The following is a 25,450-nucleotide window of genomic DNA, read 5'->3' as shown; positions in this document are numbered from 1 at the left end:
TGATTAAGGCAGGTGGCGGGAGTCCTTCTCCGTTGGTGTATTCGTCTTGTTCCGTTCTCGTCTGACCTTGCAACTCGGAATCGCCCGTGCGGACGGCTCCGCAGCCCCCTGCCCGGCGGAGAGACCTCGCTCCGTTCCGGAGACCGCCGTCAGCCGCAACGACGGGATGCTCCGGGCCTTGCGGATCGTCAATGACGCCGAGAGCGAGGAGCTGGTATTGATGCACGGCAAACGCGGCGTCTATCGCACGGGTCCGATGGCGGCCAAGTACCGCGCCGAGGATATGGCCGAGGCCGCCGCCCATGTACGCCGGGCCGATGGCGTCGGAATCCGCTCCGCCCTGGAACAGAGAGAGCCCTGCACCAGCCGCCTGCCGGCGGCTGTGCGCCCCACAGGTTGAGACAAACCCCGAACGGCTCGCACGCCACCGGGAACGCTTCGAACTAGCCCCGAATCAGCCCTGTCCCTGCCCATCGACCGCCCGCCGGCTCCGACGCAGGAGAAGACGGAATTGCCTGTCGGCTTCGAAGCTCTAGAACGAGAAGATGTATGAGCGCCCTTTTGCAAGAATCTGGCCTGGACGGCAACGACTCGGATGGATCCACGAACCTGCCGAAACTGCTGCCCGTGGTGCTGGAGGCCCGGGCCGGAGCCCCGCAAGCCCCCGCGGTGCGCATCTTCCTCGGCACCCAGGCCGAGCACTACCGGGCCGAACGGGTCTTCTTCTATTCCCTGCAGCGGGTGCGCAATCCCGACCGGCGCTACGAGATCTACCGCCTGATCGACCTCCCGGGCTTCGCGCGCAAAGGCCAGTGCGGCGGCATCGACCGTTACCGCTTCGCCGTTCCGGAGCTGGCCGGGCGTCAGGGGCGGGCGATCTACAACGACGTCGGTCAGCTCTACGCCGACGACCCCGCCGAACTCTTCGACCTGCCCATGGGCGAGCATGGCTACCTGTCCCTGCTGCCGCAGGAGACGGCCGTGATGCTCATCGACTGCGAGCGCATGGCCGGGTGCTGGAGCTACGCCAGCGCCTGCCGCGAGCCCCAGAGTGCGCTCGAAGCCCTGGCGGCCGCCCCCTACGACCGCTGGGGCGCGCTCGATCCGCGCTGGCATGCCCGCGACCTGGAATACCGCCACGGCCAGTCCAAGCTGCTGCACTACTCGACTCGCTACCTGCAGCCCTGGCGGCCCCGGCCCGAGCGGTTCTCCTACCATCACCATCCGCGCGCCGAATATTTCCACGGCCTCGAGCAGCAAGCCGATACCGCGGGCTATGAAGTCCATACCGCGACCAGCCCCAGCCCGGGCTTCGCCGCGGCCTGCGAGCGCTTGGCCCAGGGGCCGCAGACGCTGCCGGAAGCCCACTGCAGCTATGCGCTGGAGTCCGACAACGCGCAGCTGTTGCTGGTCGGCAACTGGGGCGAGCCGGCCGACGGCGGCCATCCGGTCGAGCGCCAGCCGCTAGAGTGGCTGCGCCGGGAGGATCTGCCGGCGCGGGACGTGATCGCCGCCAGCGGCCTCGAGCGGATGCCGGTGGGGGACATCCCTTGGCTCCTCGACCGCCTGTTCCAGCTCGGCCGCCAGTGGGTCCTGGTGAGGGTGGGAGTCGGCCCGGCGGGCACGCAGATCGGCACTGCGGACGGCTGGCGGGAGTTGCTGCGCCGGATAGCGCGACGCTACCCCGACCGCGGCTGGCAGCTGGACTGCCGGGACCGCACGGGACAGACGCGACGTTTCCGGGCCGACTTCGCCCACCGCAGCCCGGGCGGGCCCGTGACGCCCAGGGTATGGGTACTCAAGGGCAAGCATGCCGGTGACAACGCGCAGCTGACGAACATCGCCGAGTCCCTGGGCTGGCCCTACGAGGTCAAGCGCTACGGGGCCCGCATAGAGGAGATGTCCCCGCCCTGGCCGGATCTGGTGATCAGCTCGGGACGCCGCACGGCGCCACTGGCCCAAGAGATACGCCGGCGGGCCGGCAGTCGCACGCGCCTGGTGCTGGTGGGGCGTCCGCTCATGCCGCTGGGCCGCTTCGACCTGGTGCTGGCCGCCCCCCAGTACGGCTTGCCGCTTCTGAAGAACCTCGAGGACCTGCCGGCCCCCTTCATCGACGCACCGCGACTGGAGCCCGGGGAGCTGGAGGTCTGGCGGCAGCGCTTCGCCCATCTGCCGCGGCCCTGGGTCGCCCTGCTAGTCGGGGGCAAGAGCACGCCCCTCCAGTTCGATGCGCAGATCGCCCGCGATCTGGGCCGGGAGGCCAGCGACGCGGTCAGGGCACGCGGCGGCTCGCTGCTGGTGTCGACCAGTCCGCGTACCGGCGCCAAGGCCGCGGATGCCTTGCTGGCCGCCATCGACACCCCCAACTGGTGCTACCGCTTCGATAAGGGCGGCGACAACCCCCACCGGGCCCTGTTGGCGCTGGCCGATGCCTTCATCGTGACCGGGGAGACGGTCTCCATGATGACCGAGGCCTGCATGACGGGCCGGCCGGTAGCGATGTTCCCCCTGCCTGCCCGGCGCAATGCAGCGCAGAGGCTGCACCATGAACTGGTGATGCGGCTGGATGGCACGCGCAAGGAGGCCGACGGCCGGGAAATGCCGCGCCAGCAGAGCGCCCTCGAACGGATTTACGACTGGATGGTGGGCGCCGGCTGGTTCGCCTGCGAACTGCAACTGCAGAAGGTGCACCAGACCCTGGGCGTGGAGCCGCTGCCGGGAGGCCTGGACCAGCCACCGGGCCTGCCGCCGGAATTGTTCGTCTCCTCGCGCACCCGCGCCCTGCAGGCGATCCGGGAGCTGGTCACCGGCGACCGGCCGGTCCCGCTCTGAGCACCGGCCGGGGCGGCGCTAGAGGATCGCCTCGCTCCGGCCCTCCAGCGGCAGACGGATGGTGAAACGGGTGCCGCCGCGGGTCGAGGTGTCGCTCTCGATCGTTCCGCCGTGAAGCTCGGTCAGGGTCTGCACGATGGCCAGCCCCAGGCCAGATCCCCCGGTGGCCTGGTTGCGCGAGTCGTCGGACCGGTGAAAGCGCTGGAAGGGGTGGTTTCTGATGGTTTCCGGCAGGCCGGGACCGGCGTCGCTGATCGTGATGACCGCCTGCTCGCCCTCCTCGCGCAGCCCGATCTCCAGCCACTGGCCCTCATGGGCGTAACGCAGCGCGTTCTCGATCAGGTTGTTGATGACCTGACGCAGCCGGTCCTCGTCCGCCCGCACGTGCAGATCCGGCGTTTCCACGACCAGCTCCGCGCTCATCCGGGAACGCTCCAGGCGGCTGGCAAACTTGCCGAGGATGTCCAGGGCGAGCGCTGCCAGATCGACCGTGGTCGGGTGCAGGGACAGACGCCCGGCATCGGCCACCGACAGGGTGTGCAGATCGTCCACCAGGCGCCCGAGGTGCTCGACCTGCTCGAGCAGCTTGCCGAACTCCTGCGGCTGGGCCGGGATGATCCCGTCGCAGAGCGCGTGCAGCCTGGCCTGGAGGATCGCCAGTGGCGTGCGCAGCTCATGGGAGATCGCCGCCACCGTGCTCTTGCGCTCCTGCTCGAGGCGCTCCAGCGAATCCGCCATGTGGTTGAAGTCGCTGACCAGCTTGGCCATCTCGCCGCGCTGGCTGCGCGAAGAGGAGCGCACCGTGAAGTCGCCCTGGGCGATTCGCCTGGCGGCTTCGGCCAGGGAGTTCACCGGCAACGTGACCAAGTGGGAGATCCAGAAACCGCCGATCAGGCCGAACGGAACGCAGAAGATCAAGCCCATGATCAGGGCCAGCTGCTCCCCGTCCCGGGTGGCCTGCCCATGCCAGTACTTCTTGTAGAACGCCATCATCTGGCCGCGATCCCGGGAATCCTCGGCCTGCTCGAAGAACTCGCTCATCTCCTGACGCGCGCCGGCCGGCAGGTCCTCGTAGAAGCGCTGGAATTCGATCTTGGTGGCGATGAAGACGGTCGCGGTCAGTATGCCGACCGTGGCCAGCACGGTCAGGGCGATGCTCAGCCCGAAGCGGACCCAGATGCGATCTAGGATTTTGGACATAACCGATACCCAATGCCGCGGACGGTCTCGATGAGGTCGCTGCAGCCGGCATCCTGCAGTTTGCGCCGCAGCTTGCTCAGGTGCGAATCGATCACCCGGTCCAGGGCATCGCTTTCGGGCAGGCAGGCCTCGATCAGGGTATTCCGCGAGAAGCAGTGAAAAGGCCGGTCGGCCAGGTAGGCCAGCAGGCGGTACTCGGTCAGGGTGAGCGGCAGCGCTTGGCTCTCGCCATTCTCGCCGTCGACCACCCGTGCGACGTAGGCCCGCCGGTCGATTTCCAGACAGCCGACCCGCAACGGCGCATCCGGGCTCGCCGGCCTGGGGTCGGAGCGGACCGTCCGCCGCAGGACGGCCCGCACGCGCGCCACCACCTCGGCGGGGTTGAAGGGCTTGACCACATAGTCGTCGGCGCCCAGGCGCAGGCTCAGCATCTTGTCCAAATCGTCCGCCAGAGCGCTGACCATGATGATCGGGGTATCGCTTTCGCTACGGATGGTCTTGAGCAGATCCACCCCATCCATGCCGGGCAGGCGAATGTCCAGCAGCACGATATCCGGCTCGAGCCGGCGAAACAGGCCTAGGGCCTCGACTCCGTCGCGGGCATAGGCAGTGCGCAATCCGTCGCGCTGCAGGTAGGCGACGAGGATGTCCGCGATATTCGACTCATCCTCCACGCACAGAACGAGAGGAGCGGAAGACCGGGGGTCGTTACTCATGAAACTGGCTTACCTCGAAGCATGCAGTAGTCCTGGGGGTTGCCCGCATGGGCGGGCGGCCATCGGCTCGTGGCCTCGTCCGGCAAGCACGTTAGCGCTTCGGCCCCCGATAGCCGCAGCCTGCCCAGACCGGCTGCAGTTGTAAATACGCCGCTCATACTCCCAAACGGCCGATATGGCGATCTTTCCGTTGAGCGGTGCCACGAACCGGAGACCCTGCGCCCGGCCCGGAAGTCGTACGTTGTACTCCAGACGGGCGATATCGTCTTCGCCGGAAAAGGCGCCATCGACCAGCGGAGGCGATCGGGCCTGCCGCGGCGGGATGAGCGCGAACGCTCGAACGCAAGGCGCCTTCCCGACTCAGCGCGACACGGAATGTCGTTGTATGACCGGATACTCACCGCTCCCCGGACAAGCAGGAGCGCCGTCATGCGGAACAGCCTATCACCCATCCCCCTCCCCGATTCGCCGACAGCCGGCAGCGGAGCCAGGACACGAAGTCCCGGTTGAAGGACCCGCGCATCCAGACATGCCACAAGACCACAGCAGCTCTGCACAGGAGCTCGTGGTCAGCCGTCCGTCTCCGTGTTTCTCCAAGGCCCTATGTACCGAATCCGCTTGCGCTGGCTGATCCTGTCGGCGATGACCACCCTCTCCCTGCTGATCTACGCCGTCACGCTCCATGCCAGCTACCGGACGCTGCGCCAGCAATTGCTCGAGCAGGCGCTGGATGCCAACCAGGCGTCCGCGTCTCAGCTCGCCCAGAGCACCGACACCCTGCTGGAGGCAGCGCAGGCGCAGCTGGCCTACAGCGCCAACCTGCTGGCGACTGGTCAGGCCCACCCCGGGGAGGAAAGCGAACGCCTGGGACGGCAGACCGGCACCTTCGCCTCGAGCTGGGTCGTGCAAGCCGATGGCCGAGTCCTCGCCGGCACGCCACCGAAGCCGGCATCCGCCGACACGTCGAAAGGGACGGCGGAATCGGAGGCTGTGATGGAGCGACGCCAGCCCCTGATCAAGGTTATCGATATGCCCGCGAACGACGATCCGTCGATCGTCGTCACACGGCCGATCCAGACGCCGGATGGCCGTTACCAGGGCCGTATCGGCGGAACGGTGGCAGGCAGTAGCCTGTTCCATGCCCGGCCAGAAGAGCGGGTCGCTACCCATGTCTATCTGCTGGACCGCGCGGGTCGTCCGCTCCATCCGCATGGTGCGAACTTCCCGGCAGAAGCGCTGGCCGAAGCCGCACGCCGGGGACTGTCCGGGTCCGGCGCCCTGACCGATGCCCAGGGAACCGGCTGGCTTGCCGGCTACGCCCCGCTGCGCAGCGCCGGCTTGAGCATCGCGATCCTGCAGCCGGCCGATGCGGCCCTGGAGCCCCTGTCCGGACTGATGCTGCGCACCCTGGGACGAACCCTTCCGTTCGTCCTTCTGGTGCTCATGGCCAGCGTCTGGCTGGGCGGCTGGATCGTCCGACCGCTCAAGCAACTGGCCGTCACCGAGCATTGGGAATCGACCATCGCCCGGGAACGAATCGAGCAGGTGCGCACCGGCTATTTCGAAGCCGAGCAGCTCAGGCAGGCCATGCTGGAAGGGCTGGGTCGGCTGCATCGACGGCTGCGCAAACTAAACCGGGAAAGCATCACCGACCCGCTGACCGGGCTGACCAACCGGCGCGGCAAACGCCTGGCATTGTCCGAGTGGGAAGCCCAGCAGCGTCCCTTCGCGGTGATCGTGATCGACATCGACCATTTCAAGCAGGTCAACGATACCCACGGGCACGAGGTCGGCGATCAGGTCATCCAGTTCGCGGGGCAACTCATGCGCCGCGTGTCGCGCAGCGACGATCTGCTCTGCCGGGTGGGCGGCGAGGAATTCATGATGCTGTTGCCCGACACCTCCCTCGAAACCGCCGCGCAAGTCGCCGAGCGTCTGCGTCGCTGCTTCGCCCAGGAGCCGAGCCCCACCGGCGAGCCGATCTCCATCTCGGCCGGCGTGGCCTGCTGGCACGGCGGTGGCTCGTTGTCGTCGGCCCTCACCCGGGCGGACGAAGCCCTCTACCAGGCCAAACGCTCCGGGCGCAATCGCATCGTCGCCGGGGAGCCCTCATGATGGCTTTCCGGATTCCCAGCCCCCGGACGCATTCGACCATTCCCGGGATGCACTACGCCACTGGGTGGCGACATAATGCGCCAGCTCTTCAGGACTCTTCTTGGTAAAGGACTTACCGCATGCTCATAGCACTTTCGCCAGCCACGCCTGCGATCCGCCCCGCCCCGTCTCTCCTGGTGCTGAAATGGGCCTATCGGCTGATGATCGACCATAACGGGCACCGCAGCCTCCTCCAGCGCCTTGGCTTCGACGACGAAGGCCTGGCCGCGGATCTCGGCCTGGCGGAAATGACCGGCTCGAACGCTTACGATCCGATCCGGGCCCTGCTGCGCCTGAAGCACGAACGTCAGGCCTTCGATCAGGCCTTTCCCGCCCCCGACTACCCCGACCGCCTGCGCGACAACCTGCTAGCTCTCGGCGACCTGATCGGCCTGGACAGGGTCGGGCAGCGCCTGCTCGGGCTCGGCGTGCTGCTGCAGACCGAGCCCCTGCTCGGCGATGCCGCCGGACACCTGGGGCAACTCGGCCTCAACCGGACCCTTCGGGTATTGGCCTCGCTCCTGGATACTCCGGAGGAGGACTTCCTGCCCTACCTGTACGACGAGGGCTGTCTGGCACGCCACGGCCTGCTGGAAATCAACGCTCGTCCCGGCAGCGTGCTGGGCTTGAGCGAACGGCTGGTCGCTCGGCATCCCGAACGCCTGAAGCTGTTGCGCTTCGGCCGACATCCGGCCGAGCTGCTCACCCAAGCCTGCCGCTGAAAGGATGAGCCAATAAGGCCGCGCCTGTGGCCAGGCATGGCCGGAGCAGTGAGCCGCGCTCCTATCGATGCCCGAATTCGCGGCACCGGCTAAGCGGCGGCAGTGATATCACATTGACATCAAAGTCGACGAACCCGATCATTCCTGCTGCATCCGTCAGGACAAGGGGCTGTACCTTGCCATCGTCGCCACACCGCAACACCCTCACCCGGCAGTGGGAGATCCTGCAGCTGATTCCTCCCCGGCCTCCGGGGATCACCTGCGCCGATCTGCACAAGAAGATCGTGTCAGCCGGTTTCAAGGTCACCCGACGCACCATCGAGCGCGATCTGAACGATCTATCCAAGCCGTTCGCGCTGCAATGCAACGACAAGGGTACCCCTCAGGGCTGGTACTGGAGCGCCGGGGCCAGCGTCAACCTGCCCGGCGTCAGCTTGGGCGAAGCCCTGAGCCTGGCGCTGATCGAGGACGCCATACGCCCCCTCCTGCCCAGCAGCATGCTGCAAGTGCTGGAGCCGCGTTTCCGCTTCGCCCGGCAAAAGCTGGAAAGCCTCGCCGAGCGCAACCAGACGCTCCGCTGGCTGGACAAGGTCGCCTGCGTCCATCCCGATCTGAACCTGCAGCCGCCGCAGATCCCGGCGGACATCCTGGAGACCTTGCAGGAGGCGCTGCTGCAGGAAAAACAGCTGCGCTGCCGCTACTACTCCGCCCACAACGACAAGGAACGCGAATTGATCCTGAACCCGCTGGCCCTGGTCCAGCGCGGTCCGGTCGCCTACCTGATCTGCACCTCGCCGCCCTACGACGACATCCGCCAGTACGCCACCCACCGGTTCCGCCAGGCCGAGATCCTGCCGATCCCCGCCGACGGGCTGGCTCATTTCGACCTGCAGGATTACCTGGCCAGCGATGCCCTGCAGTTCGGCAACCCCAGCAAGATCGAGCTGCAGGCCTGGATCAGCGACAATCTCGCTCGCCTGCTCGGGGAGACGCCGCTGTCCCCGGACATGACCCTGGAAAAGCTTCCGGACGGTTACCGGCTGCGCGCGACCATGAGCGACACTTGGCAATTGCAATGGTGGATTCTTTCCCAGAGCGATGCCCTGGTGGTCGAGTCCCCGCCCAGCCTGCGCGCCCGAATCGCGGAGAAACTCCGCCAGACTGCTGCGCGTTATGAGTGCGAGCAGATGGAGAAGACCTCCGCCTGAACGCTCCGACCCGGTCCGTTGAAAAAACGGCCGGGCCGACTCTCGTCACAGCAAAGGAACAGGCGGCGAATCAACCGTTTGACAGACCAATACGATCCGGTAAGATTGCCGCCCGCACAGATGCGGAGGTGTGGCCGAGTGGTTTAAGGCAGCGGTCTTGAAAACCGCCGAAGGGGAGACTCTTCCGTGAGTTCGAATCTCACCGCCTCCGCCATTTTTTGAAAAGCCCATGACTACATGGGCTTTTTCATTTTCTACCGTTCGTTTTTCTCTGCAGGCAACCAGGCTATCGCCACTTCCCGCCTGTCCGAGCAATCGATCCCACTCTATGGAAACGCCCCTCTTGCTAGCTGCGTAGTCCGGAATGAAGTGGTGCGCTCAAGCCTGAAACGACCCAGCTTCCCGCGGGGACTTCCCATGGCGCCACGAGTTGTCTCGACAGATGCAGCGCTCATTTCTCCTAACGCACCTTCGACTGGGGGCGGCGTTGCACATGAGCCGGGGCGACTTCAGGAATAGGGACCGCAAAATCAGGTAGTTACCCCAAAGAATCGCCCGACTCCCGCAGTCAGGGCCATCGCCAAGGCCCCCCAGAACGTCACCCGTACAGCCGCCGTCATTACCGATGCACCACCGGTCCAGGCAGCCAGGCTACCCAGGAGTGCGAGAAATAACAGGGATGCGCCGGAAACGGCCCAAACCAATGCCGAAGACGGGAACAAGAGAACGATGAGGAGTGGCAGGATGGCTCCCACCGAAAATGTTCCCGCCGATGACAATGCCGCCTGCACGGGACGCGCGGTCAGGGCCTCGGATATGCCCAGCTCGTCGCGCCCATGCGCGCCCAGTGCATCATGACGCATCAGTTGATCGGCGACGGTCGAAGCCAGTTCGGGATCCAATCCACGCCTGACATAAATGGCTGCCAGTTCTGCGTGTTCGTGCTTCGGATCCGCAGCCAGCTCTTTGCGTTCACGGTCCAGGTCGGAACGCTCGGTATCCGCCTGTGAGCTGACCGAAACATACTCACCGGCGGCCATCGACATGGCACCGGCGACAAGAGCGGCAACACCCGCAACCATGATGCCCTGGGAGTCAGCGCCTGCCGCCGCGACGCCCAGCACTAGGCTGGCGGTAGAGATAATGCCGTCATTTGCCCCGAGAACGGCCGCACGGAGCCAGCCGATCCGTTGTGTTTTATGTCTTTCAATATGTCTCATACGACCCCTACTGCGGCTGCATAACCCGTCTACAAGGGAAATTTCGACGATTCGAGCATGCAAAACCAGCCATTTATTCGAACAGCTTTTATTCAAATACAGCGCTTGAAAAACCTTTTGCTCGCCAAGGTCATATCGGCGGACAACGGTGCGGGATGTCTCTTTTTCGTACCCGTACGGCCCGCTTCGCACTGTCCTTGTCAGCCAATGGCCGCATCAACCGCTGGGCCGGACCTTTCCATCTTGGTTGACCCGCTGCCCGCAGCTCTTGCCGTTCCGATGACGATGCCGGAAGGAGCGATCGGCCGGGAACAGCGGCGGATGGAGACGGGCGCGCGACGAAGGGCGGGAAAGAACTGGCGCGGCTCAGGGCACTTGAATCGCCAAAACAGAAGCATGCCCCTGCGCCTGTGCTACTACTACTCGAAGGCAGTCTCCGGCCCGAGGGGAGCATCGGCAGCGCAGGCCTTCCCTCGGCCGGTCGCCGGAGAGGATGATGGAGCCTGGCAGGCGGCGCCCAGTGAATCACCGAGCCGGCTTGGAGTCCCATTTTGTGTATCCGCCTTGGTCTGTGCGGATAGACGTAAAAAGGCGGATGGACATGAGTCGACGTTTCGCAATGGAAGTGGCAACCCTTTCTGTCGTGATGGGATTTACGGTGTTTGCGTTCGCGGGTGAACCGGCCTCGTCCGCCGCCTCGGCAGCCGTGCCGCAGGAGCAGCGACCGATCGCCGTCGGGCCGAAGGACATGGCTCGCCTCGGTACGGTCGACGAACGCTTCCAGTCCTACAACGTCGAGATGATCGAACTCACCGGCGGCAGATACTGGAAGCCGTACGACGCCCAGTCCGCGGCCGCTGCGCAGGAGCAACCGGAGCCCTCCGCCGGGGAGGACGAGGATATCGGTCCATCGTGGAGCACGGACCCGAGGATTTTCTCCTATCGCCAGCCGACCGATCTGGACAATGCCCGCCTGCGCATGCTGGCCGCGGCCCTGGGACCGGCCTATGTCCGGGTCAGCGGCATCTGTGCCAATGCGACCTACTTCGCTGACTCCGACTCGGCGCCGGCGACGCCGCCGAAGGGGTTTTCCTGCGTATTGCCCCGGCAGCGCTGGAAGGAAATGATCGACTTCGCCCGGGCGGTCGACGGGAAAATCATCACTTCCTTCGCCGTCAGCACTGGTGTGCGGGACAGCAAGGGCGTCTGGTCGCCCGGGCAGGCCCGCAGTCTGATCGATTACACCCGTTCGATCGGCGGCGAGATCGCCGCCGTCGAGTTCATGAACGAGCCGACCGCCTCCGCCGTGATCAAGGCGCCTTTCTATGACGCGATGGCTTACGGACGCGATTTCAAGATCTTCCGCAATCTGATCCGGCAGACGGACCCCGAAATCAAGGTCATGGGACCCGGTACCGTCGGCTGGCGCATCCCGCACTTCAATCCGGGCAATGTGCCGGGCGTGTTCGCCTCGCTGGATATGCTGGCCGCCATGAAGCCTGCCAAGGTGGACGTCTTTTCCTACCATGACTACGGCGCGGCTTCCCTGCGCTGTGCGGAAGCCGGATTGCCGCAGACCAGCGCCGCCGAGGCGTTGTCCGAAGCCTGGCTCTCGTCGACGGACAACACCCTGGCCTTGTACCGGATGGTCCGGGACAGATTCGAGTCCGACGCGCCGATCTGGATCAGCGAAAGCGCCGATGCGGCCTGTGGCGGCAACCCCTGGGCCTCCACCTTCCTGGATACGTTCCGCTACCTGGACCAGCGGGGGCGACTGGCCAGACAGGGCGTTCAGGTCATCATGCACAACACCCTGGCCGCCAGCGACTACGGCCTGCTGGACAACACCACCTTCGAGCCCAGACCCAACTACTGGGCAGCCCTGTTGTGGCACAGGCTGATGGATAACAGGGTGCTCGACGCAGGCGTTCCGTCCCGGGGGGGACTGCATCTGTATGCGCACTGCCTGAAGGGAACCTCCGGAGGCGTCGCCCTCCTGGCCATCAATACCAACACGGAGAAGGCGCAGACGCTCGCCCTGCCGGTCGAGGCGCAACGCTATACGCTGGCCTCGGCGTCGGGCGATCTGCAAAGCAGGAGCGTGCTGCTGAACGGCAACGTCCTCCAGCTCGGCAGCGGCGACGAGCTGCCGGCGCTCGAAGGCGTCGGCGTCGAGGCCGGGGATATCCGGCTCGAGCCGGCGACCATCACCTTCCTGGCCCTGCCCGGGGCGACGAACCAGGCATGCCGGTAGCCGGGCGGAGGCTGCCCCCGCCGGCTTGTCTGCCTCGGGCCTGCCAGATCCCTGGCGATAGGCGAAACGTCCCTCCCCGCACGTGAGCCGGATGGCACGGACGCGCCCTGCTCGCATGGCGCTCGCCGGCCGGGCTATGCTGTGTCGACTTGAGGATGGCGCCACGGGCAAGGCAGGATGCACGGCTCCATCGACGATTGCTCATGGATGTCGAAGGTAGATCCTGCGCCCGGACATGACTCGCTGTGGCCAGACCGATGATGGCCGAGCCAGGCCGATGCAAAGAGGTGAGCATGACAGGGCACCAGCAGTTATTCGAAGACCTGGAATCGGGCAAGGCGCAGCAGGTGCCGGTCGCGCTCGCGGCGTTCGGCACGCCGATCGAGGTCGGCAGCGTGCCGCGCCAGGTGATCTACGCCATACCCGGCCTGCGTCAGCTCCACAGCGCGGACGTGTTCTGGGGCAAGCTGCAGGGCCGGCTGCAGAAGCGGTTCGACCTGCTCCTCGAACCCTTCCAGGCCTACTACGCCGAGCTGCCCGAAGACGAACGGCAGGCCACCCTGGCGCGGCTGTCGAAATACCCGAACTGGGCCGGTTTCGCCCTCTGGTTCACCCGCCGGGTGAACCTGTTCCGCCACGGCGCGCACTACACCCTGACCCTGGAGCTGCACGGCGAGCCGCTGCACCTGCCGGCCGAGCTGGAGTTCCCGGACAACCGGGTACTCACCGAGGCAGAGGCGGAATCCATGCGCGCCGCCCAGCTGGCGTCCTACCGGCGCAATCTGGAAACCCTGGTCGAGCTCGCCGCCGACTTCGACCTCGACCAGGTGGAACGGTCGGTGCTGATCCGGCTGCTGCGCCAGAGCCCGCGGCGCCTGCGCAAGCACTTCCTCGAGCTGAAGGAGCGGATGCGCACAGCCATGGTGCTAAGCGAACTGCGCCGCACCGATGCCCGCTTCAGCCAGTACCACGAGCTGTACCGGGCTCGGCGCCTGAAGCGCCGCTGGCAGGCCTACCTGGGGCCCACCAACAGCGGCAAGACGCACCGGGCCATGGAGCAGGTCGCCAAGGCCGGCAGCGCCCTGTATCTCTCGCCGTTGCGGCTGATGGCCCTGGAGAACCAGGAACGCCTGGAGGAACAGGGCATCCCCTGCACCCTCATCACCGGCGAGGAACAGATCATCCGCGAAGGCGCCACCCACTACTGCTGCACCATGGAGGAATTCGGCCGCTTCCAGAACACCCGCTTCGACGTGGTCGTCGTCGACGAGGTGCAGCTGCTGGGCGACGCCCAGCGCGGCTGGGCCTGGACCGACGCGCTGGTCGGCGCCTACACCGAACGGCTGATCATGACCGGTCCGGAGCTGGTGACGCCGTCGCTGGAACACCTGTGCCGGATCTGCAACGACGAGCTGACGATCGAGCACACCCGGCGCCTCACGCCCCTGGCCGTCGATCCGCAGCCGCCACACCTGCAGCGCATACCGGCCGGCTCCATCATCGTCGACTTCAGCCGCCGCGGCGTGCTGGAGCTCAAGGCCCTGCTGGAACAGCGAGGGCGCCGCGCCGCGGTGATCTACGGCGCCCTGTCGCCGGTGGTCCGCCGCGAACAGGCGAGGCGCTTCCGCGAGGGCGAGGTCGAGATCATGGTCGCCACGGACGCCATCGGCATGGGCCTCAACCTGCCGGCCCACCGCCTCTACTTCAGGACCGATGAGAAGTTCGACGGCACCACGGTGCGCACCCTGACCGGGCAGGAGATCAAACAGATCGCCGGGCGCGCCGGACGCTACGGCTTCTCCGAGAGCGGCCTGGCCGGCGGCTTCGAGCATACCGTGATCCACACCATCCGCCGCGGTCTGGCCGAGCCCGACCCGCCGCTGGACCTGAAGAAGTTCGCCGTGCGCCCGGACTACGGCCATTTGAAAACGCTGGCCGACGCCCTCGGCGAGCGCAGCCTGCTCAGGGTCTGGCTGACCTTCATCGAATCGGTGAACTACGGCGAGCATTTCATGGCGGTGCTGCCGGAAGAGCTGATGAACTGGATTGGTCGACTCGACGATCCGGCGATCGACCTGCGCCTGCGCTGGATCTTCGCCAGCGTGCCGATCCACGGCGGACCGGAAAGCCCGGCGCGGCTCAGCGCGCTGGCATGGCTGCGACAGGTCCACCAGGGCGGCATCGTGCCGCTGCCGCACCTCGGGCGCCTGCAGGACCTGCGCAGCCTGGAGGAAACGCTGCACGAACTCGAGGTGTACATCCATCTGTGGCGGGCGCTGCCGGAATACTTCGTGGAGGAGGAAGAAGCCCTGGCCCGTCGGGAGACGATCAACGACCGTATCCTCGAGATCCTGACCGCGACGCGCAACAGCAGGCGTCGCTAGGAAAGGAACATTCCAGGCCGGCATGCCCACACTAAGGCAGAGGTCAATAACTCGCCCCTGTACCGCATGCTAAGGTTGCAACCTCTCAAACGCCTAAGGAATGCTCCGAATGCTGGCACGCATTGCGCTCTCCTCCCTGCTCGTCCTCTCCACCGGCGCCGCCCTCGCTGCGGATTACAAGGTCGGCGCTCTGACCATCAGCGATCCGTGGTCGCGGGCACTGCCGCCCAACGCTCCGGCGGGCGCGGCTTATTTCACGGTAACCAACCAGGGCCAGGCGCAGGACCGGCTGGTCGGCGCGGCTTCGGACGTCGCCGGGAAAGCCGAGCTGCACACCCACGTCAAAGCGGGCGAGATGATGCGCATGCAGAAGGTCGACGCGGTCGATATCCCGGCCGGCAGCGAGGCGACCTTCGCACCGGGTGGCAACCACGTGATGCTGATCGGCCTGAAGCGCCCGCTCAAGGACGGCGAGCAGTTTCCGCTGACCCTGGAATTCGAGAAGGCCGGCAAGGTCCAGGTGGAGGTGCCGGTACGGGCCGACGCGCAAGGCGGCATGCAGCACCACGATCACGCCCACCACTGAGCCCCCTCCCGCCGGTCGTGGCACCGGCCATGACCTCGCCTCGCGGGCGGGCTTCCCGCTCCGGGAAGCCCGCCCGAACCGCCGGTTCTCAGCCCGCCAGCGGGGTGCGCATGGTGACGAATTCCTCGGCCGCGGTCGGATGGATGCCTAGGGTTTCGTCGAAGACCTGCTTGGTCGCACCGGCCTTGAGTGCCACGGCCAGCCCCTGAAGGATCTCGCCGGCATCCGGGCCGATCATGTGGCAGCCCAGGACCCGGTCGCTGTCGGCGTCCACCACCAGCTTCATCAGGCTGCGCTCCTGGCTGTCGGTCATGGTCAGCTTCATCGGCCGGAAGCGGCTCTCGAAGACCTTGACCCTGTGGCCTTCCGCCCTCGCCTGCTCCTCGGTCAGGCCGACGGTACCGATGTTGGGCAGGCTGAACACCGCCGTGGGGATCAGGCGGTAGTCCACCGGCCGGTACTCCTCCGGCTTGAACAGCCGGCGCGCCACGGCCATGCCTTCGGCCAGGGCCACCGGGGTGAGTTGGACCCTGCCGATGACGTCGCCGATGGCCAGGATCGAGGGCACGCTGGTCCGGTACAGCTCATCGACCCCGATGTAACCGCGCGCGTCCAGTTCCACCCCGGCGTTTTCCAGGCCCAGGCCGTCCAGCATCGGCCGGCGGCCGGTGGCGTAGAAGATGCAGTCGGCTTCCAGGGTCCGGCCGTCGTTCAGCGTGGCCAGGAGGCTGCCGTCGCCCTGCTTGTCGATACGGGCGATGTCGGCGTTGAACTGCAGGTCGAGGCCCTTCTTCGTCAGCTCGTCGCGCAGGTGCGCGCGGATAGCGCCGTCGAAGCCGCGCAGGAACAGGTCGCCACGGTACAGCAGCGAGGTCCGCGCGCCCACGCCGTGGAAGATCGAGGCGAATTCCACCGCGATGTAGCCACCACCCACCACCAGCACACGGTTCGGCCGCTGAGGCAGGTAGAAGGCCTCGTTGGAGGTGATGGCGTGCTCGCGGCCGGGGATGTCCGGCACCGCGGGCCAGCCGCCGGTGGCGATCAAAATGTGCTCGGCGCTGAAGCGCTGGCCGTCGACCTCGACGCTGTGGGCGTCGCACAGCCGGGCGTGCCCTTCCAGCAGGGTGACGCCGCTGTCCACCAGCAGCTTGCGGTAGATGCCGTTCAGGCGCTGGATCTCACGATCCTTGTTGGCGATCAGGGTGGCCCAGTCGAAACTCGTCCCGGCGCTCCAGCCGTAGCCGCGGGCCTGCTCGAAGTCCTCGGCGTAGTGGGCGCCGTAGACCAGCAGCTTCTTCGGCACGCAGCCGACGTTGACGCAGGTGCCGCCCAGGTAGCGGCTCTCGGCGACCGCCACGCGGGCACCGTAGCCGGCGGCGAAGCGGGCCGCGCGTACGCCGCCGGAGCCGGCACCGATTACAAACAGATCGAAGTCGTAGGCCATGTGATCGTCTCCCTCAAGATGCTGCCAGAATACCCCATCTGTCCCGGCCGGATCTTCGGCCGCCCCAGCACAGGAGAGAGGCATGCGCCCGACCTTGACCCATCTCGCCCTGCACGTGCCGGATCCGGACGCCTGCGTGGAGTTCTACCGGCGCTTCTGCGGCATGCGGGTGATCCACGAGCGCGCCGGCAAGGGCGCGCGCATCGTCTGGATGGCCGAGCCCGGCCGCGAGCACGAATTCATCTTCGTCATCATGCCGGGCGGCACGCGGCGCGACCTGGCCCCCGACGACTACAGCCACTTCGGCTTCGCCTTGGAGAGCCGCGAGCAGGTGGATGCCATCGCCGAACGGGCGAAGGACGCCGGCTGCCTGATCTGGCCGCCGCGCGAAGAGCCCTATCCGGTCGGCTACTACTGCGGCGTGCGCGATCCGGCCGGCAACTACGTGGAGTTCAGCTACGGCCAGCCGCTGGGGCCGGGTTCGGAATCGCTGCCGCTGCCCTGAAAAGCCAAGGCCCCCGCGGGCGTCGAGCCGGCGGGGGCCTTGTGGAGGAGCCGGGGCGGGATCAGAACGCCTTGCCGGTCTTGTACAAGTTCTCGAAGCAGAAGTTGGTGGCGTCGATGTAGCCTTCGGCGCTACCGCAGTCGAAACGCTGGCCCTTGAATTTGTAAGCCAGCACGCAACCGTCCTGGGCCTGCTTCATCAGCGCGTCGGTGATCTGGATCTCGCCGCCCTTGCCCGGCTCGGTCTTCTCGATCAGCTCGAAGATGTCCGGGGTCAGGATGTAGCGGCCGATGATCGCCAGGTTGGACGGGGCGTCTTCCGGCTTGGGCTTCTCCACCATCTTGCTGACGCGGAAGATGTCGTCGCGGATCATCTCGCCGGCGATCACGCCGTACTTGGAGGTCTCCGACATCGGCACCTCCTGGATGGCCACGATCGAGCAGCGGAACTGGTTGTACAGCTTGACCATCTGCTTCAGCACGCTGTCGCCGTCGAGGTTGATGCAGAGGTCGTCGGCCAGGACCACGGCGAAGGGCTCGTCGCCGATCAGCGGACGGCCGGTGAGGATGGCGTGGCCGAGGCCCTTCATCTCGATCTGACGGGTATAGGAGAAGGTGCACTCTTCGATCAGGCGACGGATGCCGACCAGGTATTTCTCCTTGTCGGTGCCCTTGATCTGGTTCTCGAGCTCATAGCTGATATCGAAATGGTCTTCCAGGGCACGCTTGCCGCGGCCGGTGACCATGGCGATCTGCGACAGACCGGCCTCCAGTGCTTCCTCGACGCCATACTGGATCAGCGGCTTGTTCACGATCGGCAGCATTTCCTTGGGCATGGCCTTGGTGGCCGGCAGGAAACGGGTGCCATAGCCGGCGGCGGGAAACAGGCATTTCTTGATCATGGGAATCCTTGGTAGGGATGAAATCGACAGGTCCAAACACGGCGCTCGCATCCGCACATCGCGCTCCGAAGGAGCAGGATGCCGGCGCCTGGACGGGGTCATGCACGGGCCACGGTGGACGCCGGAACTAGGACCATTCAGGACGGGCGCAGTTCGCTATCTTCCTTCAGGAAAGCGCAGCGGGCAATGCGTCGGCGAGGGGAATATGCGTGGCGTATCAAAGAGCTAATCCAAGTATAATTTCATTAGCATCCACCCGACCGACAGACAACGGACCCCGAAGATGGAAAGCAAGACAGCGCGCCTCACCGTACTCATCGATCCGGTCAAGAAGAAAGCCTTCGAGGAGCTCTGCGCCGCCCAGGATCTGACCCCTTCCCAGGTGGTCCGCCAACTGATCCGCGACTACCTGGAAGTCCACGGCGTCACCTACGCCACCCAGCGCAAGATCCCGCCGGTCGGCAAGTCCTGATCGGAACGGACCGCGGGCGGACTGGCCGCCCGCAGACGCCGGAGTCAGGACGCGGCCCTGACCGCCAGCTGCGCTTCGCTGTCGGCGAGGGCCTCGGCGAAGGTCCCGTGGCAGTTCTCCTCGCCGACCAGCTCGACCAGCCTCGCCTTGGTCAGCTTGCTCTGCACCCGGGGATTGGCCTCGCACAGCTTCACCCGGATATTGCGCTTGTGCAGATTGCGGATGACCTCTTCCAGGGTCTCCATGCCGGTGATGTCCATGAAGGGTACCCGGTCCAGCCGGATCACCAGGATGCCCGGATAGGTGTTGGTACTGGCCAGGGCGCGTTCGAAGTTCTCCGCCGCACCGAAGAACAGCGGCCCCTCGATGCTGTAGACCAGCACGCCCTTGGGCAGATGATGGCCGTGCAGCTCCGGCTCCAGCTCCTGCTCGGGAACCGGCTGCACCTCGACCGACGCGGCCATGCGCCGCATGAAATGCAGCATCGCCAGAATCACGCCGATGTTGACCGCGATGACCAGGTCGCTGAACACGGTCAGCACGAAGGTGATGAGCAGGATCGCCACGTCCGCCCGCGGCGCGCGCTTGAGCATGCGCCGGAAGTGCTTGAGGTCGCTCATGTTGTAGGCCACCACGAAGAGGATGGCGGCCAGCGCGGCGAGCGGGATGTCCGCCGCCAGCGGGGCGAGGACGAGCAGGATCAGCACCAGGGTGAAAGCATGGACGATGCCGGCCAGCGGGCTGTTGCCGCCGTTGCGGATGTTGGTCGCGGTGCGGGCGATGGCGCCGGTGGCGGCGAACCCGCCGAACAGCGGTGCGGCCATGTTGGCGATGCCCTGGCCGATCAGCTCCTGGTTGGAATCGTGCTTGGTGCCGCCCATGCCGTCGGCGACCACCGCCGAGAGCAGGGACTCGATGGCGCCGAGCATGGCGATGGCGAAGGCCGGTCCGACCAGCTCGGTGATCCGGTCCAGGGTGATGTGCGGCGGGCTGAATTCCGGCAGGCCCTGGGGAATGCCGCCGAAGGCGCTGCCGATGGTGGCGACGCCGTCGAACTGGAGCACGGCCTGGACCAGGGTGGCGGCCACCATGGCGATCAGCGGCCCGGGCACCCGCTTCATGCCCGGCAGGCGCGGGCCGAAGATGACCAGCAGCAGGCTCAGGACCGACAGCAGCGTGGTGGGCAGGTGCAGTTGCGGCAGGACCTGCAGCAGACTCCAGAATTTCTCGTGGAAGTGCGCGCCGGTCACTGCCGGCAAGCCGAAGAAATCCTTCCACTGGCCGACCCAGATGATCACCCCGATGCCGGCGGTGAAGCCGACGATCACCGGGTCGGGAATGAACTTGATCACGGTGCCCAGGCGGGTCACGCCGAGCAGCAGGAGGATCAGGCCGGCCATCAGGGTGGCGATCTGCAGACCATCGACGCCGTATTGCGCCGTCACCCCGGCAAGGATGACGATGAAGGCGCCGGTCGGGCCGGCGATCTGCAGCCGGCTGCCGCCGAACAGGGAGACCGCGAGGCCGGCGATGATGGAGGTGTAGATGCCCTGCTCGGGCTTCACGCCGGAGGCGATGGCGAACGCCATCGCCAGGGGCAGTGCCACCACCCCGACGATCGCCCCGGCAACCAGGTTGTTGAGCCAATTGGACCGGCCCAGCAGGCCGGCTTTCCACGCCTCACGTATCGCGATCATCGCAGGGTCCCCCCAGTGGATACGCACATAATATTAACATATGGTGATAATGATAGAGTTGGCGTCCATCATCGAAAACAGGAGCGGCAATGAAGCGCGAGGATGTCAAGGCACTGCACCAGGACGGCAAGCCCTTCTCCACCCAGGTGATCCGCAACCCGGCCAGGCCGCGGGAGTGGATTGTGTTCTTCAAGCTCGATTCGGGTCGCAGCTTCTTCCTGATCGACGCCCGCGACGAAGTGGAATCCTTCGCCGATCTGAACAAGCTGATCGAGGAACTGCTGAAGCTGGGTATCAAGCTGGCGGAAATCCATTTCTAGCCCCTCCCTGGGCTGTCCGCGCCAACTGCCTGGCGCCCCTCGACGATACCGCGAACGCCCTCGCCCCGGCACGAGACCGGCGGTATGAGGAAGGAAGCTATGGGCCGGGCCACACTCTCCTGCGGCACTCTTCCCGCATCTTGCGCGGAGGCGGCTCGAACGACCAGCGGAAGCTCCGCCGAACGGACGAACTTCTTCCTCCCCCCGCCAGTCAGCATCCTAAATACGGGATGCAGGCATTCGTCGCTTGCGGCGGCATCTCCTGAATCCTCGGCAATACTCACCTCTTAGCTTTGCGCTTTTTCTTCCCGCGGCAACGGACCAGCCTCCCTCGGAGCCGGCTCCTGCAGCCCGGCCAGGAAGTGTCACCGGAGGAGACCGTATTCATGAGTCATGCTGCAGTGCAGACCCACCTTCCACAAGAACAAGGTCTGGCGATTCCGTTCTCGACGATTCGTCCCCATCTGCAAGTCCGCACCGTCCAGGAAAACAAGAAGAAGATCCTCTTCGTCACCTCCGAACTCACCGACCTGGTCAAGACCGGCGGGCTCGGCGACGTCTCCGCCGCCCTGCCGCGGGCGCTGCGCGAGTTCCACGACGTCCGCGTCCTGCTCCCCGGTTACCGCCAGGTCCTCGAGAGCGGCCAGACGATCCGCGTGGTCGGCACCCTCCCCGGCCATGCCGCCCTGCCCCCCTGCCGGATCGGCCGCATCGACCTGGACGACGGCCTGATCGTCTACGTCCTGCTCAGCCCGGAACTCTACGACCGCGACGGCACGCCCTACGGCGACGAGCACGGCCAGGACTGGCCGGACAACCACATCCGCTTCGCCCGCCTCGGCCTGGCCGCCGCCCACGTGGCCGCCGGCAGCGCCTGCATCAGCTGGCGCCCGGACCTGCTCCACGCCCACGACTGGCCGGCCGCCCTGGCCCCGGCCTACCTGCGCTGGCGCGGCATCGCCACCCCCAGCGTCTTCACCATCCACAACCTCGCCTACCAGGGCCTGCTGAGCCCGCAATGCTGCCCGGAGCTGGACATTCCGCGCGGCGCCTGCCGGATGGAGGGCATGGAGTTCCACGGCAAGCTGTCCTTCCTCAAGGCCGGCATCGCCTATGCCGACCGCATCACCACGGTGAGCGCCACCTATGCCCGGGAGATCACCACCGAAGCCTTCGGCTGCGGCCTTGAGGGCTTCCTCCGGGCCAAGGCCGAGCGCGGCCTGCTGAGCGGCATCCGCAACGGCATCGACGAGAGCTGGCATCCGGAGAGCGATCCGCACCTGCTGCAGGGCTTCAGCGCCAGCGACTGGCACGGCAAGGCCGTGCATGCCGAGTACGTGCGCCACCACTTCGACCTGGAGGCGAGCGCCGGGCCGCTGTTCGTGGTGGTCTCGCGCCTGGTCCGGCAGAAGGGCCTGGACCTGACCCACGACGTCGCCGGGACCATCGTCCGCGCCGGCGGCCAGCTGGCCGTGATCGGCCGCGGCGAGCCCGTGGAGGAGGAGCGCATGCGCGGTCTGGCCGGGCGCTTCCCCGGCCGAATCGGGGTCCGCGTCGGCTTCGAGGAAACCCTCGCCCGGCGCATGTTCGCCGGCAGCGACTTCCTGCTGATGCCCTCGCGCTACGAGCCCTGCGGCCTCAGCCAGATGTACGCGCAGCGCTTCGGCTCGCTGCCGATCGCGCACCGCACCGGCGGGCTGGCCGACTCGATCGAGGACGGCGTGACCGGCTTCCTCTTCGAGCGCCCCTGCGTCGAAAGCTACCGGGAGGCGGTGGAACGGGCGCTCAAGGTGTTCGCCCTGCCCTCCCTGTTCCACGCCATGCGGCGCAGTGCGATGACCGTGCCCTGCTATTGGCGGCAGACCGTACACCCCTACCTGCACCTCTACCGACAGTTGCTGGAGAGCCGGCATGAACAGGCTTGAAAGGAGATCAGAGCATGGCGACCTTCGACTACGGCAGCGGGCGCTTCGGCGCCCGTCTGCTCGCCGGGCAGCGCACCCGCTTCGCCCTCTGGGCGCCCGACGCACAGAGCGTCGAACTGGAACTGCCCGAGCGCAACGCCAGACTGCCGATGCAGCGGGACGCCCGGGGCTGGTTCAGCGTCGAGGCGCCCTGCGGCGCTGGCACCCCGTACCTCTATAGCGTCGACGGCGCGCCGGGGATTCCCGACCCGGCGTCGCGCCGCCAGGCCGGCGGAGTGCACGGCCCCAGCCTGGTGGTCGACCCGACGGGCTACCAGTGGCGCAACGGCGCCTGGAAGGGGCGGCCCTGGCACGAAGCCGTGCTCTACGAACTGCACGTCGGCCTGCTCGACGGCTACCGCGGGGTCGAGGCGCAGCTGGCGGAGCTGGCCGAACTGGGCGTCACCGCCATCGAGCTGATGCCCCTGGCCGAGTTCCCCGGCGCGCGCAACTGGGGTTACGACGGCGTGCTGCCCTACGCCCCGGAATCCGCCTACGGCACGCCGGACGAGCTCAAGCACCTGATCGACACCGCCCACGGCATCGGCCTGATGGTCTTCCTCGACGTGGTCTACAACCACTTCGGCCCCGACGGCAACTACCTCGGCCGCTTCGCCACGCCCTTCTTCCGCCACGACCTGCAGACCGACTGGGGCGACGCCATCGACCTGCGCCAGCGCGAGGTGCGCGACTTCTTCATCGAGAACGCCCTGATGTGGCTGCTCGAATACCGCTTCGACGGCCTGCGCCTGGACGCGGTGCACGCCATCACCGAGCGCAGCTTCCTCACCGAACTGGCCGAGCGCGTGCACGGCGCGGTGGGTCCCGGCCGCCACGTGCACCTGGTGCTGGAGAACTACAAGAACGAAGCCAGCCTGCTCGGCGAGGGCGGCTACACGGCGCAGTGGAACGACGACGGCCACCACGTGCTGCACGTCCTGCTCACCGGCGAGCACCAGGGCTACTACGGCCACTACCGCGAGGACACCGCGGAAAAGCTCGCCCTGAGCCTCAGCGAGGGCTTCGTCTACCAGGGCCAGCCGAGCGACGACGGCCCGCCTCGCGGAGAACCCAGCGCGCACCTGCCGCCGGACGCCTTCGTGCTGTTCCTGCAGAACCACGACCAGATCGGCAATCGCGCCTTCGGCGAACGCCTGATCAGCCTCGCCGAGCCCAACGCGCTGCGCGCGGCCACCGCCCTGCTGCTGCTCTCGCCGATGGTGCCGCTGCTGTTCATGGGCGAGGAATGGGGCACCCACCGGCCGTTCCTGTACTTCACCAGCCACGAGGACGAAGGGCTGGCCAGCGCCGTGCGCGAAGGCCGGCAGCGCGAGTTCAAGGACTTCGAGCCGTTCAAGGACCTCTCCCTGTGCGAGCGGATTCCCGATCCCAACGCCGAGAGCACCTTCCTCACCTCCAAGCCCGACTACCCGGCCCGCCTCGATCCGCAGCACGCGGAATGGCGCGCCTACTACCGGCACCTGCTGGCCCTGCGCCGCCGCGAGATCGTGCCGCGCCTGCCCGGCAGCCGCTCGCAGGGCTCCGTGGTGCTGGGGCCGGCCGCGGTGCAGGCGCACTGGCAGCTCGGCGACGGCATGATCCTGCGCATCGAGCTGAATCTCGGCCTGGAGGCGGTTCCGGTGCATGCCCACTGGCATCACGGGCGCCTGCTGTTCGCCAGCCAGGACATGGAGAACTTCCACGAACACCAGGGCAGCCTTCCCCCCCGGATGGCGCGTATCTATCTGGTCGCCCAGGATGAATAGCCACGACGCCCATCTCGAACGCCTGGCCGCCGCGGCCGGCATAGCGGTCGACTGGGTCGACGCCGACGGACGCCCGCAGCGGGTCGCCTCGGACGTGCTGCGCCGGGTGCTGGCCGCCCTGGAGCTGCCGGCCGACTCCCCGGAGCAGCTGCGCGACAGCCTCGCCCGTCTCGAACACGGCGACGGCGACGGTCCGTCGCCGCTGCTGACCCTGGACTGCCGGCAGCGGCTCGACCTCTCGACCCGCTTCGCCCCCGGCAGCCCCTGCGAGCTGATCCACGAGGACGGCGAGACGGACGCCGGCCGCCTCGACGACCAGGGCTGGCTGCCGGGCATTGAGCGGCCCGGCTACTATCAGCTGCAGATCGGCCACGAGCGGCTCGGCCTGGCCGTCGCGCCGCCCCGCTGCATCGGCCTCGACCAGCTCGGCGGACAACCGCGGCCGCGCCTCTGGGGCCTCACCGCGCAGGTCTACGCCCTGCGCCGGCCGGGCGACGGCGGCATCGGCGACACCCAGGCCCTGGAGAACCTGGTGCACAGCGCCGCGCGCAAGGGCGCCGCGGCGCTGGCCATCAGCCCGCTGCACGCCATGTTCAGCGCCGACACCTACCGCTTCAGCCCCTACTCGCCGTCCAGCCGGCTGTTCTACAACGTGCTGCACAGCGCGCCGGGCAGCATCCTCGGCGAGCGCGAGGTGCGCTCGACCCTGGAATCCAGCGGTCTGACCGGTGCCTGGCAGCGCCTGGAGCAGCTGGAGCTGATCGACTGGCCGGCCGCCGCCGAGGTCAAACTGCGCCTGCTGCGCGCCCTCTACCAGGAGTTCCGCCACGGCGCCAACCCCCTGGAGGCCGACTTCGCCAGCTTCCGCGAGGCCGGCGGCGAGGCGCTGGAGAACCACTGCCGGTTCGAGGCGCTGCACGCCTACCACGTGCGCCACAACGGCCTGTACGACTGGCGCCAGTGGGACGCCGCCCTGCGCTCGCCGGGCAGCGCCGCGGTGGCCGGCTTCGCCCGCGAGTATGCCGACGAGATCGGCTTCCACGCCTTTGCCCAGTGGCTGATCGCCCGCGGCCTGGAGCGCATCCAGAGCGCCGCGCGCAGCGCC

General features: G+C 67.0%; 20 protein-coding genes and 1 tRNA gene. 15 read left to right on the top strand and 6 right to left on the bottom strand.

Annotated features, from left to right (window positions below; all coding sequences use genetic code 11):
* The first annotated feature begins 46 nt into the window (after window positions 1-46).
* Both ACFOJE_RS11670 and ACFOJE_RS11665 read left to right on the top strand, forming a co-directional pair.
* Window positions 47-400 carry a hypothetical protein gene (locus tag ACFOJE_RS11670; protein ID WP_377814524.1) on the top strand — a complete coding sequence of 118 codons (354 nt, stop codon included), beginning with the start codon at window positions 47-49 and terminating at the stop codon, window positions 398-400.
* Window positions 401-549: 149 nt separating this feature from the next.
* Window positions 550-2,832, top strand: coding sequence for an ELM1/GtrOC1 family putative glycosyltransferase (locus ACFOJE_RS11665; RefSeq protein WP_377814522.1), 2,283 nt, complete (start codon window positions 550-552; stop codon window positions 2,830-2,832).
* A gap of 18 nt (window positions 2,833-2,850) precedes the next feature.
* Here ACFOJE_RS11665 and ACFOJE_RS11660 read toward each other — a convergent pair whose 3' ends face one another.
* Both ACFOJE_RS11660 and ACFOJE_RS11655 read right to left on the bottom strand, forming a co-directional pair.
* On the bottom strand, window positions 2,851-4,032 hold the full coding sequence (locus ACFOJE_RS11660) for a sensor histidine kinase (RefSeq protein WP_377814521.1): 1,182 nt from the start codon (window positions 4,030-4,032) through the stop codon (window positions 2,851-2,853).
* Window positions 4,017-4,748 (bottom strand): response regulator, encoded by a 732-nt coding sequence (locus ACFOJE_RS11655; RefSeq protein WP_377814520.1) that lies wholly within the window; start codon window positions 4,746-4,748, stop codon window positions 4,017-4,019. The genes ACFOJE_RS11660 and ACFOJE_RS11655 overlap by 16 nt, the downstream gene beginning before the upstream one ends.
* Before the next feature lie 618 nt (window positions 4,749-5,366).
* Here ACFOJE_RS11655 and ACFOJE_RS11650 point away from each other — a divergent pair.
* From ACFOJE_RS11650 to ACFOJE_RS11635, 4 genes are all read left to right on the top strand, one after another.
* Entirely contained in the window at window positions 5,367-6,863 is a 1,497-nt protein-coding gene (locus ACFOJE_RS11650) for a sensor domain-containing diguanylate cyclase (protein ID WP_377814519.1), read from the top strand.
* Window positions 6,864-6,982: 119 nt separating this feature from the next.
* On the top strand, window positions 6,983-7,624 hold the full coding sequence (locus ACFOJE_RS11645) for a hypothetical protein (protein ID WP_377814518.1): 642 nt from the start codon (window positions 6,983-6,985) through the stop codon (window positions 7,622-7,624).
* A 176-nt stretch (window positions 7,625-7,800) separates the two neighbouring features.
* The gene (locus tag ACFOJE_RS11640; RefSeq protein ID WP_377814517.1) at window positions 7,801-8,832 is read left to right on the top strand and encodes a helix-turn-helix transcriptional regulator; all 1,032 of its coding nucleotides are present in this window, start codon (window positions 7,801-7,803) and stop codon (window positions 8,830-8,832) included.
* Between the two features lie 124 nt (window positions 8,833-8,956).
* Window positions 8,957-9,046: transfer RNA gene (locus tag ACFOJE_RS11635), tRNA-Ser, on the top strand.
* A 316-nt stretch (window positions 9,047-9,362) separates the two neighbouring features.
* Here the strand turns inward: ACFOJE_RS11635 and ACFOJE_RS11630 are convergent.
* Complete coding sequence (locus tag ACFOJE_RS11630; protein WP_377814516.1) at window positions 9,363-10,052, bottom strand: VIT1/CCC1 transporter family protein; 690 nt, start codon at window positions 10,050-10,052, stop codon at window positions 9,363-9,365.
* Window positions 10,053-10,653: 601 nt separating this feature from the next.
* On the opposite strand from ACFOJE_RS11630, the gene ACFOJE_RS11625 reads away from it, so the two are divergent.
* The 3 genes from ACFOJE_RS11625 (at window position 10,654) to ACFOJE_RS11615 (ending at window position 15,276) form a co-directional block, all read left to right on the top strand.
* On the top strand, window positions 10,654-12,306 hold the full coding sequence (locus tag ACFOJE_RS11625) for a hypothetical protein (RefSeq protein ID WP_377814515.1): 1,653 nt from the start codon (window positions 10,654-10,656) through the stop codon (window positions 12,304-12,306).
* Between the two features lie 293 nt (window positions 12,307-12,599).
* The gene (locus ACFOJE_RS11620) at window positions 12,600-14,690 is read left to right on the top strand and encodes a helicase-related protein (RefSeq protein ID WP_377814514.1); all 2,091 of its coding nucleotides are present in this window, start codon (window positions 12,600-12,602) and stop codon (window positions 14,688-14,690) included.
* A gap of 109 nt (window positions 14,691-14,799) precedes the next feature.
* Complete coding sequence (locus ACFOJE_RS11615; protein WP_377814513.1) at window positions 14,800-15,276, top strand: copper chaperone PCu(A)C; 477 nt, start codon at window positions 14,800-14,802, stop codon at window positions 15,274-15,276.
* Window positions 15,277-15,364: 88 nt separating this feature from the next.
* Here the strand turns inward: ACFOJE_RS11615 and gorA are convergent, their stop codons facing one another.
* Window positions 15,365-16,720: a glutathione-disulfide reductase gene (gorA, locus tag ACFOJE_RS11610; RefSeq protein ID WP_377814512.1), complete on the bottom strand. Its 1,356-nt coding sequence runs from the start codon at window positions 16,718-16,720 to the stop codon at window positions 15,365-15,367.
* A gap of 82 nt (window positions 16,721-16,802) precedes the next feature.
* On the opposite strand from gorA, the gene ACFOJE_RS11605 reads away from it, so the two are divergent.
* Window positions 16,803-17,225: a VOC family protein gene (locus ACFOJE_RS11605; protein ID WP_377814510.1), complete on the top strand. Its 423-nt coding sequence runs from the start codon at window positions 16,803-16,805 to the stop codon at window positions 17,223-17,225.
* 61 nt (window positions 17,226-17,286) lie between these two features.
* Here ACFOJE_RS11605 and galU read toward each other — a convergent pair whose 3' ends face one another.
* Window positions 17,287-18,126: a UTP--glucose-1-phosphate uridylyltransferase GalU gene (gene galU, locus ACFOJE_RS11600; protein WP_377814509.1), complete on the bottom strand. Its 840-nt coding sequence runs from the start codon at window positions 18,124-18,126 to the stop codon at window positions 17,287-17,289.
* Between the two features lie 283 nt (window positions 18,127-18,409).
* On the opposite strand from galU, the gene ACFOJE_RS11595 reads away from it, so the two are divergent.
* The gene (locus ACFOJE_RS11595; RefSeq protein ID WP_377814508.1) at window positions 18,410-18,598 is read left to right on the top strand and encodes a ribbon-helix-helix protein, CopG family; all 189 of its coding nucleotides are present in this window, start codon (window positions 18,410-18,412) and stop codon (window positions 18,596-18,598) included.
* Window positions 18,599-18,642: 44 nt separating this feature from the next.
* Here the strand turns inward: ACFOJE_RS11595 and ACFOJE_RS11590 are convergent, their stop codons facing one another.
* On the bottom strand, window positions 18,643-20,295 hold the full coding sequence (locus ACFOJE_RS11590) for a SulP family inorganic anion transporter (RefSeq protein WP_377814507.1): 1,653 nt from the start codon (window positions 20,293-20,295) through the stop codon (window positions 18,643-18,645).
* Window positions 20,296-20,384: 89 nt separating this feature from the next.
* Between ACFOJE_RS11590 and ACFOJE_RS11585 the strand changes: the two genes are divergently transcribed.
* From ACFOJE_RS11585 to ACFOJE_RS11570, 4 genes are all read left to right on the top strand, one after another.
* Window positions 20,385-20,615: a hypothetical protein gene (locus tag ACFOJE_RS11585; protein ID WP_377814506.1), complete on the top strand. Its 231-nt coding sequence runs from the start codon at window positions 20,385-20,387 to the stop codon at window positions 20,613-20,615.
* A 386-nt stretch (window positions 20,616-21,001) separates the two neighbouring features.
* Entirely contained in the window at window positions 21,002-22,540 is a 1,539-nt protein-coding gene (glgA, locus tag ACFOJE_RS11580) for a glycogen synthase GlgA (protein WP_377814505.1), read from the top strand.
* Between the two features lie 14 nt (window positions 22,541-22,554).
* A complete protein-coding gene (treZ, locus tag ACFOJE_RS11575) occupies window positions 22,555-24,345 on the top strand; it encodes a malto-oligosyltrehalose trehalohydrolase (RefSeq protein WP_377814504.1) in 1,791 nt (596 codons plus the stop codon).
* The coding region (locus ACFOJE_RS11570) for a 4-alpha-glucanotransferase (protein ID WP_377814503.1) at window positions 24,338-25,450 on the top strand (1,113 nt) is incomplete at its 3' end. The genes treZ and ACFOJE_RS11570, both read left to right, overlap by 8 nt.

Origin of the sequence: Azotobacter bryophylli (assembly GCF_042643485.1) — a bacterium.
Taxonomy (GTDB): domain Bacteria; phylum Pseudomonadota; class Gammaproteobacteria; order Pseudomonadales; family Pseudomonadaceae; genus Azotobacter; species Azotobacter bryophylli.
Note: the sequence above shows the minus strand (reverse complement) of the source record. Positions and strands in the feature narration are given on the sequence as shown.